Annotated in this window: 18 protein-coding genes; 4 read left to right on the top strand and 14 right to left on the bottom strand. The window is 55.2% G+C overall.

Annotated elements, in window-relative coordinates; all coding sequences use genetic code 11:
• Nucleotides 1-7: 7 nt before the first annotated feature.
• From LEPIL_RS00435 to LEPIL_RS00460, 5 genes are all read right to left on the bottom strand, one after another.
• Nucleotides 8-1,432, bottom strand: a complete 1,425-nt coding sequence (locus LEPIL_RS00435) for an MBOAT family O-acyltransferase (protein ID WP_002768862.1) — start codon at nucleotides 1,430-1,432, stop codon at nucleotides 8-10.
• Between the two features lie 3 nt (nucleotides 1,433-1,435).
• Complete coding sequence (locus LEPIL_RS23250) at nucleotides 1,436-3,562, bottom strand: pseudouridine synthase (protein ID WP_002768864.1); 2,127 nt, start codon at nucleotides 3,560-3,562, stop codon at nucleotides 1,436-1,438.
• A gap of 137 nt (nucleotides 3,563-3,699) precedes the next feature.
• Nucleotides 3,700-4,569, bottom strand: coding sequence for an SH3 domain-containing protein (locus LEPIL_RS00450; RefSeq protein ID WP_002768866.1), 870 nt, complete (start codon nucleotides 4,567-4,569; stop codon nucleotides 3,700-3,702).
• Entirely contained in the window at nucleotides 4,529-5,653 is a 1,125-nt protein-coding gene (locus LEPIL_RS00455; RefSeq protein ID WP_002768868.1) for a HEAT repeat domain-containing protein, read from the bottom strand. Before LEPIL_RS00455 ends, LEPIL_RS00450 begins: the two co-directional genes overlap by 41 nt.
• Nucleotides 5,654-5,785: 132 nt before the next feature.
• Nucleotides 5,786-6,328 carry a polyhydroxyalkanoate synthesis regulator DNA-binding domain-containing protein gene (locus LEPIL_RS00460; RefSeq protein WP_040918014.1) on the bottom strand — a complete coding sequence of 181 codons (543 nt, stop codon included), beginning with the start codon at nucleotides 6,326-6,328 and terminating at the stop codon, nucleotides 5,786-5,788.
• 175 nt (nucleotides 6,329-6,503) lie between these two features.
• Here LEPIL_RS00460 and LEPIL_RS00465 point away from each other — a divergent pair, with 175 nt between their 5' ends.
• Complete coding sequence (locus tag LEPIL_RS00465) at nucleotides 6,504-8,135, top strand: acyl-CoA dehydrogenase family protein (protein WP_002768871.1); 1,632 nt, start codon at nucleotides 6,504-6,506, stop codon at nucleotides 8,133-8,135.
• A gap of 155 nt (nucleotides 8,136-8,290) precedes the next feature.
• Here LEPIL_RS00465 and LEPIL_RS00470 read toward each other — a convergent pair whose 3' ends face one another.
• From LEPIL_RS00470 to LEPIL_RS00490, 5 genes are all read right to left on the bottom strand, one after another.
• The gene (locus tag LEPIL_RS00470) at nucleotides 8,291-10,462 is read right to left on the bottom strand and encodes a single-stranded-DNA-specific exonuclease RecJ (RefSeq protein WP_002768872.1); all 2,172 of its coding nucleotides are present in this window, start codon (nucleotides 10,460-10,462) and stop codon (nucleotides 8,291-8,293) included.
• The gene (locus tag LEPIL_RS00475) at nucleotides 10,459-10,809 is read right to left on the bottom strand and encodes a membrane protein insertion efficiency factor YidD (RefSeq protein ID WP_002768873.1); all 351 of its coding nucleotides are present in this window, start codon (nucleotides 10,807-10,809) and stop codon (nucleotides 10,459-10,461) included. Before LEPIL_RS00475 ends, LEPIL_RS00470 begins: the two co-directional genes overlap by 4 nt.
• A gap of 91 nt (nucleotides 10,810-10,900) precedes the next feature.
• Nucleotides 10,901-11,446: a ferritin family protein gene (locus LEPIL_RS00480; protein ID WP_002768876.1), complete on the bottom strand. Its 546-nt coding sequence runs from the start codon at nucleotides 11,444-11,446 to the stop codon at nucleotides 10,901-10,903.
• Nucleotides 11,447-11,531: 85 nt separating this feature from the next.
• Complete coding sequence (locus LEPIL_RS00485) at nucleotides 11,532-12,656, bottom strand: hypothetical protein (protein WP_002768878.1); 1,125 nt, start codon at nucleotides 12,654-12,656, stop codon at nucleotides 11,532-11,534.
• Nucleotides 12,657-12,690: 34 nt separating this feature from the next.
• The gene (locus tag LEPIL_RS00490; protein ID WP_002768879.1) at nucleotides 12,691-13,512 is read right to left on the bottom strand and encodes a DUF2167 domain-containing protein; all 822 of its coding nucleotides are present in this window, start codon (nucleotides 13,510-13,512) and stop codon (nucleotides 12,691-12,693) included.
• A 131-nt stretch (nucleotides 13,513-13,643) separates the two neighbouring features.
• Between LEPIL_RS00490 and LEPIL_RS00495 the strand changes: the two genes are divergently transcribed.
• The 3 genes from LEPIL_RS00495 to LEPIL_RS00505 are packed head-to-tail and all read left to right on the top strand — an operon-like array spanning nucleotide 13,644 to nucleotide 17,612.
• Entirely contained in the window at nucleotides 13,644-14,363 is a 720-nt protein-coding gene (locus LEPIL_RS00495) for an ABC transporter ATP-binding protein (protein WP_002768880.1), read from the top strand.
• On the top strand, nucleotides 14,363-16,702 hold the full coding sequence (locus LEPIL_RS00500; protein WP_002768883.1) for an ABC transporter permease: 2,340 nt from the start codon (nucleotides 14,363-14,365) through the stop codon (nucleotides 16,700-16,702). Before LEPIL_RS00495 ends, LEPIL_RS00500 begins: the two co-directional genes overlap by 1 nt.
• A 16-nt stretch (nucleotides 16,703-16,718) precedes the next feature.
• Nucleotides 16,719-17,612: an efflux RND transporter periplasmic adaptor subunit gene (locus tag LEPIL_RS00505; RefSeq protein WP_002768886.1), complete on the top strand. Its 894-nt coding sequence runs from the start codon at nucleotides 16,719-16,721 to the stop codon at nucleotides 17,610-17,612.
• 177 nt (nucleotides 17,613-17,789) lie between these two features.
• Here the strand turns inward: LEPIL_RS00505 and LEPIL_RS21390 are convergent, their stop codons facing one another.
• The 4 genes from LEPIL_RS21390 to LEPIL_RS00525 form a co-directional block, all read right to left on the bottom strand.
• Nucleotides 17,790-19,733 carry an adenylate/guanylate cyclase domain-containing protein gene (locus tag LEPIL_RS21390; RefSeq protein WP_002768888.1) on the bottom strand — a complete coding sequence of 648 codons (1,944 nt, stop codon included), beginning with the start codon at nucleotides 19,731-19,733 and terminating at the stop codon, nucleotides 17,790-17,792.
• A 117-nt stretch (nucleotides 19,734-19,850) separates the two neighbouring features.
• Nucleotides 19,851-20,462: a GNAT family N-acetyltransferase gene (locus LEPIL_RS00515; protein WP_002768889.1), complete on the bottom strand. Its 612-nt coding sequence runs from the start codon at nucleotides 20,460-20,462 to the stop codon at nucleotides 19,851-19,853.
• Nucleotides 20,463-20,523: 61 nt separating this feature from the next.
• A complete protein-coding gene (locus LEPIL_RS00520; protein ID WP_052608095.1) occupies nucleotides 20,524-23,364 on the bottom strand; it encodes a bifunctional diguanylate cyclase/phosphodiesterase in 2,841 nt (946 codons plus the stop codon).
• Nucleotides 23,365-23,539: 175 nt separating this feature from the next.
• On the bottom strand, nucleotides 23,540-25,408 hold the full coding sequence (locus LEPIL_RS00525) for a gamma-glutamyltransferase family protein (RefSeq protein WP_002768891.1): 1,869 nt from the start codon (nucleotides 25,406-25,408) through the stop codon (nucleotides 23,540-23,542).
• Between the last annotated feature and the right edge of the window lie 104 nt (nucleotides 25,409-25,512).

Genomic DNA, 25,512 nt, shown 5'->3' on the forward strand with positions numbered 1-25,512 from the left:
CGTATCCTCAGAACTGGAAGTAGAAGAAATCGCGGCCCTGTCCCGAATATTGCAAGACGAGTGCGAAGACGAGAACGACGCAGAGAGGCAGCAGCCAGCGATCGTATTTGCGAAGCTCTTTAAATCGCTCAGGCCACTGTTCGATCGCCTGAAAGAAAAAGACCGCCACAAGGCCGTACAGGATCAGTCCGGTTTCTACAGGAGCCTTCTGCTCGAACTGAAACGAGAACATGTGCGAGAGCAGATCGAGAGAACGCTCGAAGCTCGGCGAGAAGAAGAAAACGGCCGTCGATAGAAGCAGAAACCAGGAAATCACAAGTCGCGGAATACGAGCCGGCCATGTATCGGGCCATTCTTTCCATCCACGGCGAAACGAGAATCCTTCGAGCGATAGGATGAGGCCGATCAGGAATCCCCAGGTGACGAAGTTATACGATGCCCCGTGCCAGAGACCGCCTATAAAGAACGTGATGATCAGGTTCATGTAGTTGCGCATCTCGGGAACACGAGAGCCGCCAAGCGGTATATAGATATAGTCTCGAATCCAGCCGCTGAACGTCAGGTGCCAGCGTCGCCAGAAATCCGACATCGAAACCATCAGGAAAGGAGCGCGAAAGTTTATCGGTATATCAAAGCCAAGAAGCAATCCCATGCCGCGTGCAAGATCGGTATAGGCCGAGAAATCCGCATAGAGCATCGCCGTCGTCATAAAGGAATACAGCCAGATCATCGGAGCCGAGATCTGCGAAAGATCGCCTCCCATAAACGGAGCGACGACAGGAGCCAGGCGGTCGGCGATCAAGAGCTTCTTAAAAATACCGGCCACAAGAAGCCAGACGGCGCGCCGGAATGTATCAAGATCGGGAACGGTCTTTTCTTTTATGCTCTGCAGTTGCGGCAGAAGCTCCGTTCCGCGCATGATCGGACCGGCAATCAGTTGCGGAAAGAAGAGAATATAAAGCAGAACGTCGACAAAACGATGTCTCTGCGTATAGGTTCCACGATAGATGTCGATGCCGTACGACATGATCTGAAACGTGTAAAAACTGATACCGAGCGGCAGCAGAATCTCTGCGCCTTCGAGTCGATCGGCCAGTCGCAGATTCGGGCTGGTCAGGCCGTCGATTCCGAACAGGCGGCCGACAATATCAAAAAAGAAATAATAGTATTTAAAAAGCGAGATGTTGAGAACGTTAACAATCTGTAGAGAATAAAAAAGCCACTTCTTCGGCCAGAGCCGCCATACTTCGATGACGGCGTGATTCAGAGCGATGATGAAAAGCAGGTGAATGGTGAACGGAATGCTCCATGTTCCGTAGAAAACCAGTGAGGCGATCAGAAGCCCGCCGAAGCGCCATCGAACGGGCAGGATCCAGTAAACCGAAAAAAGGATGAGAAAGAAAACTAAGAACGGTATCGTAACAAATAGCATATCTCACTCTTTCCAGGGACGGAATCCCTTCAGTACATCCTTCTCTTCGGTCTTTTCTCCGGAAAGCAGTTCGTCGGGCGAGAATGTAAAAAACTCCCCTTCCGGTACGGAGTGATCTTCGAGAGACAATCGGCCCACAGAGACCCTCTGCAGATCGACGACCTGATATTCCAGCGCCTCAAACATGCGACGGATCTGACGGTTGCGGCCTTCGGCAAGGATTATCTCGACGCGTTTCTCTTTACGATCGATCACGCGAGCCGAGATGGCACGTAAGACTTCGCCTTCATCTTTCACGCCGCGGCCCGTCATGATTCCGAGATCGGCGTCGTCGATGGACGCATCAACGGTAACGAGATACCTCTTCGTCACGCCCTGACGCGGATGAGCGATGCTTTGAATAAAGGCTCCATCAGACGAAAGGATAACCAGCCCTCTCGATTCGCGATCGAGCCGCCCTGCATAACCGAGGTTCGCATGTTCTGCAGGAAGCAACTCATAGACCGAAGGGTTACCCGGAAACGAACGTCGCGACACGACATAGCCCGGAGGCTTATTCAATGCGATATAAACGCGGCTCTCAGAAGGACGCACGGTCTTGCCGTCGACAAGTACAAGATCATCGGGCTGCACGCGATAACCGAGATCGTCGAGTGTTTTTCCGTTCACCTGAACGCGACGATCCTCGACAAGCTTCTCGACCTCACGACGAGATCCAAGCCCGCAGTAGGCGAGGTAGCGATTGATACGCATCGCCTCCGTTTCAGTGTGCTCCTGTATGCCCGATCGCACCGCAGCATCCAGTTCTTTCAGGCGGTTTTTGGCTGCATCGGCTGGCTTTGCCACTTCGGCTTTGTTTGCGTCTGGAGTTGGCAGAACAAAATCAGGCTCTTCTTCGATCGCAGCGGCTCCGCTTTCCCAGTCCTCGGACATCGGTCGCAGACGCGTTGCCTTCGGCGCCGGTCCTTTTCGTTCCGGACGATCAAAGCCACGGCCCCTATCACCACGATCAAAACTGCTGCCGCCTTCTTTACGATCAAAGCTGCGCCCGCCTTCCGGACGATCGAAGCTACGGCGGCTATCACCACGATCAAAGCTACGGCCGCCTTCTTTGCGATCGAAGCTGCGCCCGCCATCTTTACGATCGAAGCTACGCCCGCCTTCCGGACGATCGAAGCTACGTCGGCTATCACCACGATCAAAGCCGCCGCCGCCTTCTCTACGATCGAAGCTGCGCCCGCCTTCCGGACGATCGAAGCTACGGCGGCTATCACCACGATCAAAACTGCGTCCGCCTTCTTTACGATCAAAGCTACGCCCGCCTTCCGGACGATCGGAGCTACGTCGGCTATCACCACGATCAAAGCTACGGCCGCCTTCTTTGCGATCGTAGCTCCGCCCGCCTTCCGGACGATCGAAGCTACGTCGGCTATCACCACGATCAAAACTGCGTCCGCCTTCTTTACGATCAAAGCTACGGCCGCCTTCCGGACGATCGAAGCTACGGCGGCTATCACCACGATCAAAACTGCGTCCGCCTTCTTTACGATCAAAGCTACGGCCGCCTTCCGGACGATCGAAGCTTCGTCGGCTATCACCGCGATCAAAACTACGACCGCCTTCTTTGCGATCGAAGCTACGGCCGCCTTCCGGACGATCGAAGCTTCGTCGGCTATCACCGCGATCAAAACTACGGCCACTGTCTTTACGATCGAAGCTGCGACCGCCTTCTTTACGATCAAAGCTACGGCCGCTGTCTTTACGATCGAAGCTGCGACCGCTGTCTTTACGATCAAAGCTACGGCCGCTGTCTTTACGATCAAAGCTGCGGCCGCCGTCTTTACGATCGAAGCTACGGCCGCTGTCTTTGCGATCGAAGCTGCGGCCGCTGTCTTTGCGATCAAAGCTACGGCCACTATCACCACGATCAAAGCTACGGCCGCCTTCTTTACGATCAAAGCTACGGCCGCTGTCTTTACGATCAAAGCTGCGGCCGCTGTCTTTACGATCGAAGCTACGGCCTTCTGTTCTGCCTGATGCCGGACGGGATGATTTCTTGCTTGTTCGCGCCGATGGACCTTTTTCAGATCGTCGATCGGACGAGGAGGATTCAGACTGTCGTTTTACCATGATGGGCCCTGCGAGGATTTCGCGTTATTTTGATTCGATCCTGCGGCCTTTCAACCGCTTGAAAACATCCCGCTTGCGCCTTCAGGAGCGCCGTAACTGGAAAGAGCGAGCCCCTTGCGGGGATGTGCTAAGGGGAATCAGGGATTCTCTTTAGCCTGCTCTTCGGATGCCGGTTTTTCTTCGACATCTTTTTCTTCTTCTGTTTCAAAGCCCTTTTTGAACGTGAACTTCTTATCGCCTTTTGCCGACGTCATGCGGAACTCTTCGCCAAGATCGATGATCTCAAATTGCTGACCGACCGGAGATTCCTGATTCAGAGTAACACGCCGCGTTTTCGGATCAATCTTGTATTCGAGGATAACGCCCGGGTTCTTTCCAAAGAAATACTGAAACTTCCCGTTTTCGGCCAGAATAACCTCTTTGTTTTCCTCGACTCCTGGAACAGCGAGATCGTCTTTTTTCGGCTCTTCTTCTTTCTTCTTTTCTTCTGCACCGGCAGGGATGAACTCAAGACGTCGATATCCGGTCGAGCCGTCGGCATTCAGCTCCCACCAGATGCCTGGCAGATTCGCCTGAACGACGACAAGGTCGGGAGCATCGACGACCTCTTCGGCCTCGCCGGTCGGGATGCGCGAAAGCGTTCCTCCGTACACCCAGCCTTTCAGATTATTATCTTTCTGTACAAAATACCAGTAATCTTCGGTCTGGCCGATGCGGGATTTCTTATCGGTCCGTTTCAGAACCTTAACGGATTCGCCTTTGCGGATCGTATCGATCTCAAAGCCATACGTCGTCGGATCCGTCCGCATGATAGCCGCTTCGACCTTGCTGTAAAGCACGCTTGCCTCAAAAAGGCCGGTCGAGCCACCCTCTTCCTGACACGCCGTAATGGTAAAAAACGAAGAAAGCAGAAACAGAAAAAGGGCGACACGGCCGCCCTTCAACCTGCCCGTAGCTTCAGATCGATCAACGTCTCGGTTGTTCTGTTGGTTGCAGCGGTTCGCCATGAACCCAGATTCGAGTCGGTCCGGTGTCGAAAAGCGGATTGGGCGGTAAGATATTATCGAGGTTCGCATTGCGGATGGCCTGAAGGAGCACATTTTTCACGATGGGATGGGTCTCAAGCAAAAAAGCATCGTGAAGATGGAAGAGTGATTCGCCCAGCGAAAGCTCGCGAAGCCCCGACGCCGCATCGAGGCGCACCCGCACGTCGTCATGCTTCAGGTATTTGCCGATCAGATCGCGGTAATACTGCCCCTGTGTCGTATCAAGATGCAGAATGCCAAAGCAGAGGCGAGACTTGACGACATCGTCGGTTTCCGTGCCATAGCGGGCTATCATGGCGTCACGGGCCTTATCGCCGCCGAGCAGCGCCGCCGAAAGCACGGCAGCGAGTCGCACGTCTCGGTACGGATGATCGAGAAACGGCAGGACGACGTTCAGCGATTCCGGATCGCCGATCTCACCGATCGCCACAAGCAGGTGATGCATCAGGTTTACGTAGTTGTAACCCTCACGGCGAACGCGCATGTACTCGTCATTGTGGTCGAAGTCCATGGACTTGAATTCGTCGGCCGTCGACCAGTAGCCGTCAGGAGAAACGGGAAACAGATACCCTTTCTGCATGAGAGCCGGACCGGTTTTATTGTTGGGCACGGCGAGATCAAAGGACTTCTCCTGAGCGGCCTTCTGCGCCGTCGCCTCATAGGCCTTGCGCTCTTCTTCAAGGATGGCATTCGTATACTCGACGGCCTTTGTCAGCGCCGGCAGCGATTCTTTGCGGCGAATATAACCGAGGGACTGTGCGATGCGGCTTTTAATGTAGGGATCGAAGTTTGCCATGCGACGCTTATTTTTATCGTCCAGGCCGTGCAGCAGCTCGGCCGACAGCGGTCGCACAAACCGGTAGCGGCGAAAAGATCCCATCCAGGCGATGGCCTCAAGTTTTTCGCGGACGTTTCCGTTTTCAAGATAACGCTCGTATTTTTCATGAGCCGCCTCATAAAAGGCCTTCGCATCGTCGCCATCACCAGCAAAAACGGCCGAAGAACAGAGCATCAGGGCTAAAGCGCCATATCGCATGGATTTCATAATTGCCTCACGGAGAAGAAGATCCCTCATACTCCCTTCGTCAATGAAAAGTGCAGTCTTTAATTGATAGAGGAAAAAAACGGGATATCGCACTCGGACAGTCGGACGAAACGCCATCCGATAGAAAAGCGGTCAGCGGCCGATCTTCTTGATCAGACGGGCCACCTCTTCAAGGCGCCCCGATAGCTCCTCAAGGCCCGGATTCTCAAGGTCAGAAAGCTGCGATACGGCCTCCTTTGCCCTCTGCTTCAGCTGCTCGCCGTGCTGGCTGAGCTGTGCCTGAAGCAGATTCACAAAATCGGGCTTCTCGCTGATCTCAAGCTCTCCTCTTTGCACGAGATCTTCGACGATCTTTTCGAGCTTTTCTGGAGTCAGCCATGCTGTGCCGATCCCGCCCTGGATCAGGCGCATGAGAAAGCCCGAGAGATTCTGAGAGACCTCTCGAATCAGGGAGCTGAGTAAGAAACTGCCGAACTCGGCGCTGCGTTCCTCGGTGGTGATCCGCAAGAAAGTCTGCCCGAGAACACGCACGGTGATGTCTTCGCCGGTGGCGTTGTCAACGACGCGCACCTCTTCGCCCTCCCTGATATAGCGAGCGACGTCGTCCAGGGTTACGGTCTTGCTCGTACCGGCATCGTAGAGCCGGCGATTGGCGTATCGTTTGAGTACCTTCATGCTCGACCTTTTTGCAGTGCACCAACCGACGATCCCACGGTCAAGTCGAATCCCTCGAACGCGGTTCACAGAATTCCCGGACAGAACTTCCACTGCCTCGTCCGGCGCAGGCTTTTTTTTGCCGCTGCAATCTGAGATTTGTTTGGCCGGAGAGCCGCCCGAAGAAATCTGCATCATGCAGCAATCTATAAGCACGTTACAAGAACTGTACAATACTCATCTGGCAAAGGTGACGACGGGACTGGCGAAGGCCTCGGCAAAAGACCAATCCGTCTCCGTTGCAAAGATGGATGAGAACCAGTATGTACACTACAATCTGGCCTTCTGTACGGCCGAGAAATACATCGCCGACTACTTTCTGAGCTACGCCGAAACACGAGGCGATGTCGAGAAGTCGATGGCCGCCATTTTCTACGCTGAGGCCTTCCAGCACTTTCGCAGCGAAGTATCCTCACGTCCCGCTGAATACACCGTCAGCTCCGACGACATCGCCGCCCTCTTCAAGGCCGAAGTCAATGCAGCCGTTGCATCCCTTCTTGATAAGAAGAACTATGATGCCGTCGCCAACGCCGTTCTCGACGGCAACTACGGCGACCTGGCCACCGACGACTTCAAAGAGATCCGCGACGTATATCGCAAGATCGCCGAGAACACCGTTATGCCGCATGCCGAGCATGTGCATCGCCATGACGATTTCATCCCCGACGACATCTTACAGGAAGTAATCAACAACGGAGCCTTCGGTCTTTCCATTCCCGAACAGTACGGCGGCCTGCTTGATATGATGGGCAACGTCGGCATGATGATCGTTACCGAAGAGCTTTCGCGCGGCGGACTTTCCATCGCCGGCTCGCTGATCACGCGTCCCGAGATTCTCTCCAAGGCGCTGATCAAAGGCGGCACCGAAGAGCAGAAGCAGAAATGGCTGACCGCACTGGCATCGGGCGAACGTATGGCCGGCATCGCCGTCACCGAGCCTAACTACGGATCAGACGTCGCCGGCATGAAGGTTACGGCCGATAAGGTCGACGGCGGCTGGGTGATCAACGGCGTGAAGACCTGGTGTACCTTCGCCGGTTATGCCGACGTTCTTCTTGTTCTTGCCCGTACCGAGAAAGATCCGGAGCTCAAGCATAAAGGCCTCTCGATTCTTCTCGCCGAGAAGCCTCGCTCTAAAGACCACAAGTTCGAATTCACTCAGCCTTCTGGCGGTCATATGACCGGTTCGGCCATCGCCACGATCGGCTACCGCGGCATGCACAGCTATGAAGTGAACTTCGACAACTGGTTCGTACCCGATGAAAACCTCGTCGGCGGCGAGGCCGGTCGCGGCCAGGGCTTCTATCTGCAGATGGCCGGATTCGCCGGCGGACGCGTACAGACCGCCGCTCGCGCAACAGGCGTTATGCAGGCAGCGACCGAAGCAGCCGTGCGTTATGCAAAAGAGCGCAAGGTATTCGGCAAAGAGATTAAAGAATACCAGATCACGCGCTGGAAGATCGCACGTATGGCGATGATCACGCAGGCCTGCCGTCAGTACGGCTACGAGGTCGCCCGCATGATGGACGATCATAAAGGCAGCATGGAAGCGACGATGGTGAAATTCTACGCCTCTCGCATCGCTGAATGGGTCACGCGAGAAGCGATGCAGATCCACGGCGGTATGGGCTATGCCGAAGAGTATCCGGTTTCGCGCTATTTCGTCGATGCCCGCGTCTTCTCGATCTTCGAAGGGGCTGAAGAGGTCATGGCGCTTCGCGTCTGTGCCCGTGACATTCTCGATCAGGCCATCAAGGCATTGAACTGAGGTTCCGACGAATCCTGAGACTGCGTTTCCGGACTCGCTCTGTATAACCCGAAAGGCCCGCCTGATAAAAGAGGCGGGTCTTTTTATGCCCTGATCGGCAGCCGAACATAGTCACCGCAGCTACTGTTGCGAGCGTTGATCCGCCATTCGCGGCATCAAAGCCCTGAGAGAAAGAGCTCCGCACCGACATCGACTTTTGCATCGACGTCTCTGACCGCTTTTCTATCGCCACCCTGCCCGCCTGCCTCTGCGCCGCTTTCACCATCCGTCGCTTCGGCCTTCGTCGAATCAGACGCCCGCTCAATGGCCTGTAGCCTGAAGCGCAGCGGCTTCATACGCGGAATGCGATTCTTCTCAAACGAGCCCGTGAGATTCCACAGTACAGGGTTTTCCCTGTCACCGTCGACGGCAGAAAAGACCTCGTCGCGCAACGCCTCAGGACAGTTCCAGTAAACGAATTCAAGGGTTGCAAGCGCTCCCGAAACGCCAAAGCGCAGATGCACGCCTTTCTTCATCGTAGATGGCGAGACGATGCGCACGGCGCGGAGCTGAATTACGGGCTCCGGATGACCGGGGCCGAACGGTTCAAGCATCGACAGCTCTTCAAGCAGGGCTCGGTTTAACCGACGGGGATGCAGCGTCACCGACGGAGATTCTTCTACGATCAGGGGGCGATCTCTGGTTTCGATCTCAAAGGCAAGCGCACGGCGATACAGCGCCTGCTCGAACTCTTCGATGCGATCGTAGGCGATCGTAAACCCGCAGGCCTCTGCATGCCCGCCGATCTGCACGAGGTATTCCGAAAGCGGCAGCAACAGCTCAAGCATGTTCCAGCCCTGACGGCTTCGCGCCGAGCCGCGAGCGTGCGGTCCGTCGGGATTCACCCATACGACCGGACGCCCCGTCGCCTCAAGCAGCCGTGTCGCCATAACGCCCGAGATGCCGGGCTCTAACTCCGGATGATAGAAGAAGACGACGGGACGGCTCTCATCAAACGTGAAGTGACTTGCGACGATACGATGGTTCCGCTCCGTTCGTTCTTTTCGCAGGTTATTCAGCTTACGCAGATCAGAGGCAAGCAGACGGGCCTGGGCGGCATCGGTGCAGAGCAGCAGATCCAGCGCCTTCTCGGTCTGACCGAGGCGACCGGCGGCGTTGATCAGCGGATTGATCGTAAAGTTAAGGTCTCTTGTATTCAGATCAAGCGGATCAAGCCCCGATTCGTGCATCAACGCAAGCAATCCGGGACGCACCACATCTGAAACGGATAACTTCAGTTCTTTTATAAAGGCGGAGCGATCGGGGCCGAGACCGAGCGCGACCATACGCCGGTTCTCGCCCACAAGCGGTACAAGGTCGGCGACAAGGCCGACAGAAACAAGATCGCATTCGCGAAGGGTGCGGATCAGAAGCTCGCGTCGGCGTAGAAGCGTGCAGGCAAAGAGATAACGTCCGAAGCCGACAGGAGAGGAAAGCAGAAGTCTGCGCCAGCGACTTTCGGGATGAGCGGCAAAGAGAGAACACATGCGACTCAACCCGGCTATGTCAGAGGGTATGGGCTTCAAACCGAGCACTTCCACTGCCCTGACGGCGCTTTCACGATCGGCGTAGCGGCCGAGATAGGCCCCCGTTCGGTATGCAAAAACGCCTTCGCCTGCTTCAAGAATGAGGCATTGCTGCCACAGACCCGCCTGCCGCATCTCGCGGGCGAGGATGAGTTTGAAGGCAAGGCCTACGGTTGCGATCTTGCCCTGATGTTCCAGCTGCGATGCCTCTGCATAGAGTCTGGGATTCACAAAGGCGATACGGGCCAGTTCTTCTTCGATGCCTTCAGGAATATTTGGAATATGATGATCAAGGATGATCACATCTTTACCGGCCTTCATGATCTGCACGGCCTCTTCGAGATGCGCCGATCCCATATCAAGCAGGATCACAAGCGAGGCATCGGCGTCGCATAAACGCTGCAAGAAGCTGCCCGTAAGCCCGTAATCGTCGCCTTCAGACGAGTTAATAAATCGAATACGGCTGCGATCAAGGCCGGTGCTGCGCAGATAGTCGGTAAGAAGAACGGTCGAACTCACTCCGTCAACGTCGCGGTCGCCGGCGATCCAGATCTCGCGTTCCGCTCCTGACGGTCCGGTAGCATGTGTGATGGCCTTCTCGAGTAATTCGACGGCCTTTTCCATATCGGGAAGAAGTAGAGGGCTGTGTATCAGTAACTCTTTCGCGAAAAAATCGTCGTTACAGATATGGGAATAGGCCGGATGCTTCTCAAGGTCTTCGAGAATCTGCAGCGGAGTTATACGGGAGGTCGATCGTTTCATGGCTGCTCCGAAACGTCGATGGAGAATAGCGAGGGCTCGCTTTTGCCAAAGGAATCATCGACGGGATCGTAGTATCGACGATCCTCTGAGAGCTTTCGCGGAGTGATCGTATAGTTGCCGTGAAGCCGCCCACCTTCCCGAATAAACAATCTGTCGACGGTCAGAAAGAAGCCGATCCATCCGTGCTCTTCGATAGCATGCTCACCCCAGCGGGCGCAGGAAGGATACATAGGGCAGCGCGCACCGTCCCACTGAGTCGCTTCTTTATGCTGGTCGATGATTTTCTTCACCGGAAGAAGGCAGCTCTGCAAGAGCACTGCGGCGATGATAACGGCAAAGCGACGCATACACTATACAGGGTCAAGAAGCCGCGCCTGTGTAAAAGAAAAAAACCGCCCGAAGGCGGTTTTTTCGCGTATCTACCTGTATTTCTGAATTTCAGTTTTCGAGGTCCCAGTAGCCGGACGGCTGGCTGTAGGGCGTCCCCTGCGATTTATAGGCCGAGAACGATTCCAGAAGCAGACGGCATTCATCCTGGAAGTTGGCAAGCTGCCTGAAAAGATAGCGGATATCCGGGTTGTCGAATTTCTCGCCCATCTTTGTGTAAAACTCGGCCGCATCTTCATGTGTCTTCGTGGCCAGCCCCAGTGCGTCCATCTCGACGCCGGCAGCATCCCTTTCTGTAATACGATCGAGTCGGCGCATGAGGATCTGTAGAGACGTGCTGTTGAACTTCTGCACCTGCGATGCCATCTTAAGATTCGGGAGCGCCTGACCGCCGTTCACGCCGGCATAGATCTCGCCGATCATGCGGATGTGTTCGTCTTCATCTTCGGCCAGCTGATAGAAAAGCGATTTAATCGGTCCTTCGGGCAGGCTTTCGGCGTTTCGCATGTAGAACTCGAACACCTTTTTCTCGTGCTCGATACAGGCGGCAACGGCTTCAAGAAACGTTGTTTTTTTGACGGGTTTGAAATGAGCCATAGCTCTTTATAACAGAGCCCTGTACGATTGCAACTCAAAATTGCATAAAATTCACGCTATGGTTTGACGCCAAACGATTACCCGCTCAGAACCGAACCAGGCAATCCGGGCATTCTTTCGCGTTTAGTTCGTAAAGCTGCAAACATCGCGGACATATACGTCCGGTATCGTTAGTCGTCGCATGGGCGACGCTTCGATTTGCAATGGATTCCAGAGCGATCAACCACTCCTGCTCTGCACGACCTGCATTCGCTTTTTCGATCATGCCTTCATCGTGAATCGGATGTTTCAGATCACGTATCATACAATCGACCATCGCGTCTCGCTCTCTTTCTTTAAGAAGAGCCAGTCCGACGGTTATGGCAGACTCACCGGAAAGCGCTGCCGCATACAATCTTTGCGCCGATCGCAGAGCATACGGAGGAGCGACAAATATCAACAAGGCCTGAAAAAAGCGTTCCAGTCGCGATCGCTGCAAGATTTTGCGCGCAGTCACAAAAAACAGGGCGGCCTGGGCAACGGCAAACAGAGTAAAGATGGCGAGAATGCCCGGAAGGTTTTCCACAAAGACGCCGGAAAAACCGAAGATGGGAAGCATAACGAACAAATAAAGAAAATAAAGAATCGTATTTAGCAAAAGCGGTCGCAGCTTTTGGCGCACGGTTCGCTCTTTCTCGACGATGCGCTCGACCTCATCGGGCGCGATCAATCGCTTTGCCGAAAACGGAGAATCGCCATAGTTCCCTGCATCGTTCGCTTCATCGTTCGCTTCCTGGAGGACTTTCCATTCTTCCTTCAGTCGTGCAAGTTCTTCTATCGACAGACCGCTGACGATACTCCGACTATTCCAGACGATGCTGCCATCTGAAAAAACGGGCTCCGCCGTCCATGGGATAACGACGCGGGGCTTTCGCTTTCGCTTCCGGGCAAGGCTGATAACGCTCCCCACGATGATTCCCTGTTCACAGGCTGACAACAGAGGTAGTCTCGCCGCAAGCGAATATGAAAACGGCAAGATCGAAGCCGGCATCACGGAGCCTTTCGAGAACTCGTAAAGACTATCAGGCGAGCGCATCTGCATTCGCGTGAAGAGGCCCGATACCCCCGTCCAGAAAAGCAGCTGATGCGGACGCACAAAGACCACACACTCCCAGAGATACAGGAGAAGAAAGATGACGTAGAGATCGATGTACGGATTCAACGAAAACATGCAACTGCTCCGCCGGAGCGGAGCCCGATCAATATCATTGTTTACCCGTAATCTTTTTCCAGAAAGTCTTGAGCAGGCCGCCTGCAGCAGCAATTCCGACAACGATCAGTTTCCAGAACTTGGACAGCAAACCGCTCTTTGAGGCGGCGACGACGGCTCCACCCGTAATCAGAGCGGCCAGCCCGTACTCGGCGATCTTATCGCCTTCGCGCCATTCTGAATACTTCTTGCCGCCTTTGAAGTCGTATTTCTGAAGCAGGGATTTCGTCGCCGTGATCGCCTGCGTCATCTTTTCGGGAGAGGCGACGATGGTGGCGCTCATGACGCCTTCGCGACCGAGCAGCCGGATGTTATAATTGATCACCTTCTGCCCCTCTGATTCGTTCACCGTTCCCCACTCGAGGTTATTCGTCTTCGGATCGTAGTGAGGTTTTTCATGCCAGGAAACGAGCGTCAGTTCGGGTAATCCGTGTTCGCGACGCCATTCGTTACCCGCCTTCGAGCCCTCTTGCAGCGATTTAAAAAGAGCGTCGGCATCAAGCTCTTCGCCGTCGGCCTTGATATAACCGGAATCCTCGAATTCAAAAATTACGTACCAGTCGGAGTTGTCAGCCGGTTCGATATAGCCCTGTTCAAGATCAGTGGGCTGGTTCCCGAAGTATTCCATGATCTTGCGGGAGTCGGCTCCATCGGCAAAAACATAACCCGTCGGCAGATCGATCTCGGCCTGACTGCCAAGGCTCACTTTAACCGGCCCGGATTTCCAGTCGATGGTCGGCGCCTTGCGCTCTTCCTGAGCATGCAGAAGCGTTGTAAACATCAGACCGAAAAGCAGTACCGCTACTTTTTTTAACATGGTTTAACTACGTACCGCTGTGCTGACGCTATTTCAAGAAATTTCTACAGACTGCGAAACAAAAAAGGCGAGGCATCTGCGAAAAGGGTTGCGGATCGCATCCGTATAAAGTGTTTGTAAAGTTGATCAACATGGCCTCGCGAAAAGAAAGCCCGGTATTCGTTGCCGAAGGAATTCAAAAGATCTACCGCATGGGCGAGGTCGACGTACCCGCCCTGCACGGGGTGGACCTGAAGCTGTATGCCGGCGAATTCGTCGTCTTACTCGGTCCTTCGGGCAGCGGCAAATCCACCTTGCTTAATATTCTCGGCGGGCTGGATGTACCGACAGATGGAACCGTCTGGTTTGCCGGTCAGAAGCTGAAAGAGGCCGATGAAGAGCAGCTGACCGTATTCCGACGCAAGCATATCGGCTTCGTTTTTCAGTTTTATAACCTTGTACCCGGCCTGACGGCGCGCGAAAACGTCGAACTGGCGACCGAGCTATCGTCGACCCCGATGGATCCCATGCAGGCGCTCGGCATGGTCGATCTGAAAAACAGAGCCGATCACTTTCCCGCCCAGCTCTCGGGCGGCGAACAGCAACGCGTCGCCATCGCCCGTGCCATCGCCAAACGCCCCGACGTTTTACTCTGCGACGAACCGACCGGAGCGCTCGATTTTAGAACGGGCGCCGTCGTGCTTGAGGCCATCGCTACCGTTAACCGTGACCTCGGGACGCTCACCGTCGTCATCACACATAACGCCTCGATTGCTGAAATCGCCGACCGCGTCATCACGATGCGCGACGGCACCATTCTATCCGATACGACGAACCGCAAAAAAAAGAAGCCGTCTGAGATCTCCTGGTGATGAAGACACTTGATCGAAAGCTGTTTCGCGATCTGATCGCTCTGCGCTTCCAGGGATTATCCATTGCGCTGGTCGTCGCCGCCGGCGTGGCGATCTTTGTCGCCTCTCTCAGCGCCTACGATTCGCTTCTGGGAGCGCGTGCCCGCTTTTATACGGCGGCGCGCTTTGCCGAGGGTTTCGTTACTCTGAAACGGGCGCCGAGGTCCGTTGAAGAGAATCTGAGCCGTATTCCAGGGATTGTGGCCGTACGTTCGCGCATCTTACAGGAGGCAGTGCTTGACCTACCCGGCGACAATCTGCCCTCGGCGGCGCGGTTTATATCTATAACGGACGATCTCAACCGTCTTGTGCTGCGAACCGGTCGCATGCCGCGCAGCTCCGACGAGGTCGTCCTGAGCGAGAGCTTTGCCATCGCAAACCGATTGCAGCCGGGCGACACGCTTGTCGCCATCCTGAACGGACGAAAGAAGACGCTCAGCGTCGCCGGAACTGCGCTATCCGCCGAATATGTTTATGTTTTTCGTCCCGGCAGCTTCCTGCCCGACGATCGCCACTACGGAATCATCTGGATGAATCGCGACGCTCTTGAGGCGGCCTTCGCCATGCAGGGAGGCTTTAACGACGCCATCTTTATCTTTGCTCCCGGAGCCCACCGTCCGTCCGTATTGAAGCGTATTGATCGCGTTCTCGATGACTATGGCGGCGTCGGCGCCTATGATCGCGATCGCCTGCCCTCTCACTCTTTTCTACGAGATGAATTCAAACAGTTGCGTATGACGGCGTTTATGGTGCCCAGCATTTTTCTTGGAGTGGCCGCCTTCCTGCTGCACATGGTTTCAAGCCGCCTTGTCTCTCGAGAACGCGAACAGATCGCCACGCTGAAGGCGCTCGGCTATTCTAACGTCGACGTGGCGCTGCATTACATAAAGCTGATCTCAAGCGTGAGCGGAGTCGGTGCACTTATTGGAGTGATCGTCGGCGTCTACCTCGGCGATGGCTGGACGGGTATGTACGGCGAGTTCTACAAGTTCCCCGATCTCAGGCACGTCTTTGATCCGATGCTTGCCGTCTATGGCATCGGCATCGGCCTTCTTGCAAGCACGATCGGCGTAATCTTTTCGGTCGTTCAAGTGATCCGACTGCAGCCGGCGCAGGCGATGCGGCCCCCGGTGCCGGCCAGCATCAGCTTTGCTCCTTTCGAGCGATTCCTGCGCGGAATCTCCATCACCGCACGGCTTGTCATACGTCATCTTTTTTACCGTCCGCTGCGCACCGTGCTCACCGTCGTTGGCATCTCGTTCTCGGTGATGATCATGGTCGTCGGCACCTTCTTTCAGGATGCCGTCGACTCCATGCTGCGCATTCAGTTCGATCTGATGCAGCGCGAATCGGTGACGATATCGTTTATCGTTCCGGTCGCCGCCCGCAGCCTGAACGAGATCACGTCGCAGCCAGGCGTTATCCTCGCCGAGGGATATCGACTTGTGCCGGTTCGCATCCGAAGCGGACATCTGAGTAAAGAGCTGCTGATGCAGGGCATTCCCGAAGACGCCTCGTTGCGAAGGCTTGTGAACAGCGAGCGGAATGTCGTTGTGCCTCCCAAAGAGGGGGTATTTATCAATTCCATCGTCGCCCGAAAATTCGGACTCAGCGAAGGTCAGACGATTGAACTGGAAGTACTCGAAGGGAACCGGCGCAAGGTTCGCGTGAAGATATCGGGCTTGATCGACGAGATGCTCGGTCAGGGCGTTTATATGGAACGTTCGGCGGTGAACCGGCTTCTCTCTGAGGGCCCTTCGGTGAACCTGCTTGCTCTGCGCACCGACGCCCGACAGGAAGAGGCCCTGCTTCAGAAGCTCAAGGGTTATCCGACCGTCTCGGGCGTGACGACGCGGGCCGGCACATTGAAGGTCTTTTACGAGATGATGTCTCGCTCGATACTTGTGACGGCCTTCATCCTGCTTGTCTTCGCCATGATCATCTCGATCGGCGTCGTCTATAACACGGCGATGATCTCCCTTTCGGAACGCAGCTTCGAGCTTGCCACGCTTCGCATCGCCGGTTTTACAAAACTCGAAGTCTTCGCCATCCTGATCGGCGAAATCACCGTGCTCACCGTTCTCGCCCTTCCTCTCGGAGCGGTGTTCGGCTACGGCATGGCTCTGGCCATGATCAACACGGTCGATACGGAAGGCTTCAGCATACCGCTTGAAATCTCCATGCAAACCTACGGCATGGCCGTCATTACGACGATTCTAACGACGATCGTCAGCGCATTCATACTCTACAGAAAAATCAAAGGACTGGACCTGCTCAGCGTGCTGAAGGTACGCGAATGACATCCGGAGACGCAATATGGAACGCATCGTTAACTATTTGAAAACTGCCCTTGAAACCGGCCTGGAATACATAAAGAAGCGACGCTGGTACTTCATTTCGGCCGCCGTCGTCATACTTCTGCTGCCTGCCTTCTTTCGCGATCCGGCACTGCCCGTCGAAACGTCGACGGTGAAGCGCGGGATCTACGAGCAGATCATCGAAGAAGAAGGCATCACACAGGTAAAAGAGAATTTCACGCTCTATTCGCCGGTGAACGGCATCCTGCGTCGCATCGAAAGGCATGCAGGCGATCCCGTTAAAAAAGGGGACGTCGTCGCGCTGATCGACTGGGATTATGCGCGAAAGGTAACGGCCCCCATCACCGGAACGATCCTGCGCATTCATCGCGAAAGCGCAGGCCCGGTGGCGATGGGTTCTCCTCTCATGGATATCGGCGACACGTCCCAGCTTGAAATCATCGCCGAGGTACTCACTCAAGAAGCCGTCGCCGTCCGACCCGGTAACGCAGTCACCATCGAAGGATGGGGCGGTACTCCCGTTGCGGGCACGGTCCGTACCGTCGAGCCCGCCGCGTTCAAGAAGATCTCGTCGCTCGGCGTCGAAGAGCAGCGCGTTCGCGTCATCGTCGATTTCACGCCGCCCGAAGGCATGGGCGAAGGCTTTCGCGTCTATCTGCGCATCATCGCATTTCAAAAGCCCGACAGCGTTCTTGTGCCTTCTGCGGCCATCTTTCGCGACGGAGAGGACTGGGTACTCTTTCGCGTAGACGGCGGTAAGGCCCGCCGCACGCCCGTTATCGTCGAGCATCGCAGCGGAACGGTCGTCTCAGTAAAAGAAGGAGTGAAAGAAGGCGACGTCGTTATCCTGTATCCCGGAGAGCTGATTCGCGACGGGGTGCGCGTCGATTAAGATTTGCGTTTCAGGACGGGTTCAAACAGGCAGCTGAAAAAGTCCATCCGTGGACTTTTTCAGCTGACGGATTTTTGCGCTAAGCCCAAAAATCCTTACAAAATGGCCTTTTTGGAAAAAGGCCATTTTGGCAAAACATCCTATTTTGCCTTAGCAGGCTGCTTTTTCAACAGCCTGCTAATCCGCGCGCCTCTGCACGAGCCTGTACATCATCATCTGCCCTTTGCCCTTGACATCGACGAATCCGCGCGATTCACAGTGCAGGCGATCCCGAACAAGCTGATACGTCGCTTCTGAGACGTTGATGGTTCCGGGCGCCGCATGCGATTCCATACGGCTGGCGACGTTTACCGTATCGCCCCAGATATCGAAGGCGAACTTTTTGCTGCCGATCACGCCCGCAGTAACGGGACCGCTGTGAATGCCGATGCGATAGGACCAGATACGACGACCTTCGCGCTCTTTGCGGCTCATGTAGTTATCCATCCATGCTTTGATTTCGAAAGCCGCCTCACAGCATCGAATCGCATGATCGGGTTGAGCGACCGGTACGCCCGACACGGCCATATAGGAGTCGCCGATGGTTTTCAATTTTTCGATGCCGCTACGTTCCATGATTTCGTCAAAGGCGCGAAAGCAATGGTCCAGCTCGCTTACCAGATCGCCGGGGTTCATCGACTCGCTGAAATGCGTGAAATCCACGAAGTCGATGAAAATCACCGATACGGACGGATAAAACATCGGACGCACGCTGCCCTGCCTCTTGAGCTCTGAAGCGACCTCTTCGGGCAGAATATTCTTTAAGAGGCCGTCCGAGCGATCTCTCTCGACCTGAAGATCCTGCGTTCTTTCTTTCACTTTTTCGTCGAGTTCGCGCGTAAGGGTTTCGGCGGTCTGAAAGGCCGTGGCAAACCTTTTCGAAAGCAGAAAGGCCTGCGCAAAGAAGAATACGAACAGGCCGAACGGAACAAGAAATACCGAATCGATAAGCCTCATCGCATAGAGCGCATCGTTCAAATAGGCCGCAAGAAAGATCGTAGATCCGGCAAGAAACGAGCGCGCCGTTTCACGATGATGCAGCGTCGCACGGATCAGCACGTAGAAGAAATAGCCGGCCGCTACGAGCGTATAAAGCTGAAAGGCCATCAGCGATTGCGAATACACCTGCATCGGCAGAAACAGGACGATCAGCACAAACGGAACGGGCGTCAGCACAGCGATGCGATCGATCCAGCGAACGCCTTCATCCGGATAAAGACGCCTTATAAAGAGGATTAAAGGCGAAGCGGCCATATAGAACGTTAAGTATTCGAGAAAGGTCGAGATCTTCCAGGTAATGGGCGCAAGACGAAAAAGGAAGGCCTCGCCCGTAACGGCCAGTCTGACAGAGATGACCAGGGCAAAACACGAAAAATAAAACGTCGACGGATCTTTCGGACGCAGCACAAAAAGCCCGAAATGATACAGAGCGATCAGAAAGAGCGACCCGGAGAGAAAGACGTCAAAAAACAGGCTGCGCTCCTGAGCCAGCTTCAGCTCCGATTCCTGCCCCAGCTGAATCGCATCTCGAAACCCGGGTCTCGGATAAATCGAGTTAACCATGTGAAGCGTAACGCGATTCACGCCTGGCGTTGCGGGAACGGATCGCACAAGAGGTGCATAATAAAGCGGAAAAACATCGGCCTCCTGTTTATAGATATTCGCGTTGCGAGCGATCTCCACTCCGTTCCAGTATAGCACAAAGGCCGTATCCATAGACGGAATACGCACGGCAAGAGGCGCAAAGGCCTCGGGCAAAACGACGTCGGCCTCAAAGACGGCCTCACCCGATATCGCTACGGGCAGACGGCTTTTATAGTCCATCCAGTGCGACGGCACCGGAACCATCGTCGTGCCTTCCAGCGTCTGTGAGGGATCTCCGAGCTCATTCCAGCGAAAGCGCCATTCGCCCGACAGTGGAACAGGTCGATTCTGAAACTGATAGTTCGTAAGCTCGATTCTACCGGCGAGTACTTCGGGCAGCACTTCGGATTTCGGCAACCGACATCCGGCCGAAGAAAAGAAAAAGAGAAGTAAGAACAAAAGGCCGCTCAATGACATCAGGCGCACGTTTGCATTCATGTGCGACGAAGTCTGCCATAGAGGCGCTGCTTCCGCAAGCGAATTTTCCAGATCCGCTCTTCAGGAGGCGGTTAAATCAGCAGGAAAAGCCCGGACGTCTTCGCGCAATCGCGTCCGTTAAGAATGCAGGACCGTGTTGCTCTCGCAAAGATGCAAGAATCTGCTCCGGCTTACAGTCATGAGGATACCGTCATGATGGGCCAGCGCATTGCCGCCGAAGAAATCGCGCAGGAGCAACCGCTGCTCAAATCCGTGCCTGGCGTAAAGCCGCCGGGCTGGATGCCATGATTCGGCGACAGTCAGGATGATCTGTTCGATCTGCTCGTATTTAAAGAGGATGCTTCGCAATCCCTCTCGCAACAGCACCGATGCATGCCCTCTGTTTCGATGAAGCGGATGAACGGCGATGCTCGATATATAGAGGCTATGGCCGTCAGCATGATGCGAGCAGACCTCTTCAGGCCACTCTTCAAACAGTTCTTCAGTCCAATGCTCGACCGACCAGAGTTCGGTCGTAAGAAAACCGACGACCTCATCGGATTCTTCAAGAAGTAAACAGCCGGCGGCGAACTGTTCTATGCGGCTGCTGTAGATCTCTTCGCCTTCCCAGGCGTCGGGATCAAAAGAGAGGCCTTCAAGCTGTAGAATAGCGTTCCGGTCATTCAGGGTAACGGGTCGAATCCTGAACGAAACGGCCGGAGCATTCTGCATCGATGGCATGGAGGGCATGGATGATTCCGAAAATGCGCCGACGCTTTTCGTGACAAGGCAAAAAACCCGTCCGTGAAGCCTATTCAGAGGAGCGCCCGACATAGGCCTCAAATTCTTCGAGATCCAGCGGCGGACTGAAAAGATATCCCTGAAACGCCCGACAGCCATGCCCGACCAGGAAATCTCGCTGCTCTTCGGTCTCCACGCCTTCGGCAAGAACGGTTAATCCAAGGTTTTCGCCAAGCTGGATGATCGTTCGCGCAATCGCTTGATTCGCTTGAATATGAAGCAGATCGGCCACAAAGGACTGATCTATCTTCACCTGATCGAGCGGCAACCGCCTCAAATACGAAAGCGACGAATAGCCCGTTCCAAAATCGTCCAGGGAAAACTTCAGGCCGATCGCTTTCAGCTCGTTCATGCGCTCGATAACCTCGTCGGTGTCGCTGAAAAGCATGCTTTCGGTTAGCTCAAGCTTCAACTTCTCGGGTAGAGCACCGGTTTCATTCAGGAGGCGCTTCACCCAGCGCGTCAGGTGCGGCACCTTTACCTGCTGAGCGCTGATGTTAACGGCAAGCGTCAGATGCGAGAATCGCTCGTCGTTCTTCCAGAGCGCAAGCTGCCTGCAGGCTGTTTCGAAGACAAACTGACCTATGGCAACGATCAGACCGCTCTCTTCAGCGATCGGAATAAATCGGCCCGGCGGAATGACGCCTGACACGGGATGCCTCCAGCGAACGAGGGCTTCGGCTCCGATCACCCTGCCCGATTCGTTCACCTGCGGCTGATACTGAACGAAAAGATGACCTTCGCGAACGGCTCTGTGAAGGTCCTCGAGAATCGACGACCGGTTAACGACGGTCGCCTGCATCTGCATATCGAAGAATCGCACATGTCCGCGACCGGCCGATTTCGCGCTGTAAAGAGCCGTATCGCATCGTTTCAAGAGCTCGTCGGGCGACAGAGCGGAGTCGGTGAACAGAACCACTCCGATGCTTGTCGAGCAGTAGTATTGAAACTGCCGCTCGCTGCTGGCATCTTCGAGAACGAACGGGCGACTCAGAGCCTCTTGAAGCCGCAGAGCCGTCGTTTCGGCCTGCCTGGCTCCGACATCGCCTCGATCAAGATTATCGAGTATGACGATGAATTCATCTCCGCCGGGATGACTGACCGTATCGCCGCCATGAAGCACGGACTTCAATCTCTTGCCCGCTTCGACCAGAAGGCTATCGCCGACCGTGTGCCCGTAGGACTCATTGATAACCTTGAAGTCATCCAGATCAAGAAGCAGCAACGCTCCCTGTCGACGGCGCTCCTCCACCGAGGCGATCAGCTGTCGCAGGCGATCCATCATCAGCTTGCGATTGGGCAGCTCGGTTAAAGGATCGTATAACGAAAGCCGCTCGATCGTTTCGGCGGCCGCCTTGTTCTCAGAAAGATCGCTGCAGCTGGCCACATAGTGGGTCACCTCACCGGCCGCTCCCTTTACCTGAGAGATCATCAGCCATTCCGGATACACTTCGCCGTTCTTGCGCCGGTTATAAATCTCACCCTGCCAGACGCCCGCTTCATTGATCTCCTTCCACATGGCCGAATAGAATGATCGATTCTGCCGTCCCGATTGAAAGATGCGCGGAGTCTTTCCGATCAGCTCATCGGCTGTATAACCTGTAATCTGCGTGAAGGCCGGATTCACTCTCAATATGCGCTGCGAAGCGTCGGTGATAAAGAGGCCGATATTGGCCTCGAACGTTTTCGCCGCCAGACGCAGCTCTTTCTCGGCCTCGCGAATCTCGGTAATATCGTGCGCTATACCGAGAATTCCGATCAGCTCGCCGTCTGACAGATACATCGGAGTCTTCGTCGTTTCATATTGTCGCACGCCTCCGCCCGGTTGAGGGATGATCTCTTCGTTACGAACGGGGCGTCCCTGTTCAAGCGCCATTCGATCCCGGCGGCGATAGACGATCCCGAGGCTTTCACCGAATAAATCTTCATCACGCCGTCCGATAATCTGTTCTTCTGTTCGTTGAACCAGGCGCCCGAAGGCCGCGTTGCAGGCAAGATAGACGCCCGCTTCGTTCTTCAGCCAGACCGGATCGGGAATAGTCGAAAGCAGCGTATCGAGTCGCGAACGTTCCATCTCAAGGATTCGGTAGGGCAGCCTGACACCGGAATAGAAGAGCCCGCGATAAACAAGACCGTACGAGACCACCTTATACAGATGTCCTAGTACGTTATGCAGATCGGTAACGTCGGCATAAAACGTGAAGAACATCTCAGACAGGGCATGCACCCAGGAGGCGGCCCCCAGCCATAGCAGATTGTCGTTCTTCTCTGCCCTTCCCTGACGAAAGAGCAGAATGGACGCCATCGCAAAGGCTATCGTAAGCAAATACTCCGCACCGATCTTCAAAGGAGTGAGTCCTTCGCCGGGAACAAATAGCGCCGGTATCTTCCCTATAGCGAAAAAAGCTACATACCAGATCAAAGCGGATAGCACGAACGAAAGCAGAAAAATGGCATAGCTCTTTCTGACCGCTATGACCCGCCGGGGAAGGAACACCACGCCAAACAACACCAATACGGCAACCAGGCGTCCGGCAAGCCACAGAAAGGTAGGACGATCAACCGCGCTTTCGGCCAGAAAGAAAGGCATACCCGAATAGCTCATCGTATGGGCAAGATCGACGAGAGCGATACAGAGGAATCCGGCCCCCAGCACGATCCGGCGAAGGCGGTTCTCCTGATACATCAGGCTCCAGGCCAGCAGAAACACCATCAACGACACGGCTATGGCCGGCAGTTCCAATAATATATGAAGAGATGCGTAGCCGTGACCAAAAGGTGCGACAAGATCAGAGGACGCCAGCCAGTAGGCCGGAATAAAAAGCAGTGTGAGAGCGATTCCCCAGGCCATCTGCCGGTTCCACAGAACCCGCAAGAGTCTGCGACCCGGCGCTCTCGATAGACGTTGAAGGACCGCCTCATTCATAACAGAAATGTTGCTATAGTAGACGCTGAAAATCCCTGCAATCCGTTTTTTTCCTGTCAACACACGCGAAAACAGCGCTCACCGTCGCAAAATGATGGCGCTACCGCCCGAGCGCCGTCGTCTCTTCGCGCGGATCTGCTCCGGCGATCAGCTTCCCGTCCGCAGCGACCATGATCGCCCCGACCGCTCCGAAATCCTTATCCCACAGCGGATCTTCTTCTGGTGTATAACCCAGATCACGCAAGCCTGCTGCTGCCGTCGCATACAGATCGGCCTCAAGACGGATATGCGCCGGCGAGGACTCATGCGGCGCAAACGACGAAGGCCAGGCGATCGAATAGAAGCGCGGAGCGGCGATGGCCTGAGCCAGATCCATACCGAACACATGCATGTTCAAGAAAACCTGAACAAGGGCCTGCGCCTGCATATCGCCTCCGGGAGTCGAAAAGGCCATGTGAAAGCGCCCGTCTTTGAAGACGATCACCGCATGCGGCGTTATACGCGGACGCTTCCCGGGCATGAGGGCGCTCACATGCGTCGGATCAAGCCGGAACTGATCCATGCGATTCCCCAGATTGAGCCCCGTACCTGGAATCATCGGCGTCTGCGGAAAATCCGACGGCGTCATGACGACGGCATTGCCTTTTGCGTCGACGATCACGAGCTGACTTGTATCCTGTCCGGCCGAGAAATCGGTCATCGCAAGCAGCGACTGTGCCGGGCTCAGCCCCGCAAGCCTCTGCGATATAGAAAGCGCCTTCACCTGCCCCGCCGCCGGAAGTTCTGCAAAGGCCCGGTCGGTCATCGCCGCTCGACGTGTGGCTGCATATTCTTTTGAAAGAAGCCTTTCAAGAGGAACGTCGATAAAGGCCGCATCGCCCACATAGGTATCGCGATCGGCCATCGCCAGATCGATGGCCTGCGTCACCGTATGAATGTAGGCGGGCGAGTTATGGCCCATACCTTTCAGGTCGATGCCGTCGAGAGTCTGCAAGACAAGCGACTCCATGATGCCCTGCGACCAGGTGCCCGTCGCATACAGAGTATAGTCGCCGATGTGGCCGACGACGGGCTTCTCCCATCCGCCGGAGTATCTCGCAAGATCGTCATAGGTGATCAGCCCGCCTTCTTTTTTGTGATAGGCGGTGATCTTTTCGGCGATCGGTCCTTTATAGAAATAATCGCGAAGGGCCTGCAGTGCCTCTTTGCGACTCGCCCCTTTTTTTAACGCCTCGCTTTCTGCCTGTGCCAGCTCTTCAAGCGTGTTCGCCAGATCGGTGAAGACCATGCGATCGTGCAGATGCACGGGCCGCCACCACTCCCCTCTGATGAAGATGCGCGAATTTTCGGGCATGAGAATCGAGAATCCGATCCGTTCGACTAACGAAAAGTCAAGGTTGCGCACGATGATCGGATGCGCCGGGAAGCCCTCCCGCGCAACGACGATGGCCGGCCTGGAAAGCTCGGCGAAAGACATCGTTCCGCATTCTTCAAGCAGGCTGATGATCACATCGGGCGATGCCGGAATCAGCTGCGACCACAGATCCATCTCGGGCACGGTCTCGAACCCCCGTTCTTTAAACCGTTCGATCGTCGCAGCCGCCGGCGCCTTTCCCGCCGCTATATAGGACTTCACCTCAGCCGTCTTCGCGTTATAATAAAGCATCGGCGCCACGCCCGGAAACGAGGCCGCCTCGCCATGCGTCACGTTCAGCGTTAACAGCGTCGCCACGGCCGCATCGCAGGCCGTTCCGCCTTTCGCGAGAATATCGTAGCCGGCCTGCGACGCCCAGGGCGTTCCTGCAACGACGGCAAACTCTTTCACGTTTAATAGAGGCTTTTCTGTCTTTGTCGTAAAGGTATACGGCATCGGATCGCGCGGGCCCTTCGGTAGCATCGCATACACGGCAAGTAGCGTCAGGATAAAGGCAAGCAGTCCGATTCCCGACCATTTGATGATTCGCTTCATAGTTCCCCTCAGAATCCCGTTCTGCGACGGGTGATTCAATGAATTCTCGGTCGGGCCAGAAGGCAACCAACAACTGTCTGGTTTTGTGGGGGGGGGGGGGGGGG

The organism is Leptonema illini DSM 21528 (assembly GCF_000243335.1).
Lineage (GTDB): Bacteria > Spirochaetota > Leptospiria > Leptospirales > Leptonemataceae > Leptonema > Leptonema illini.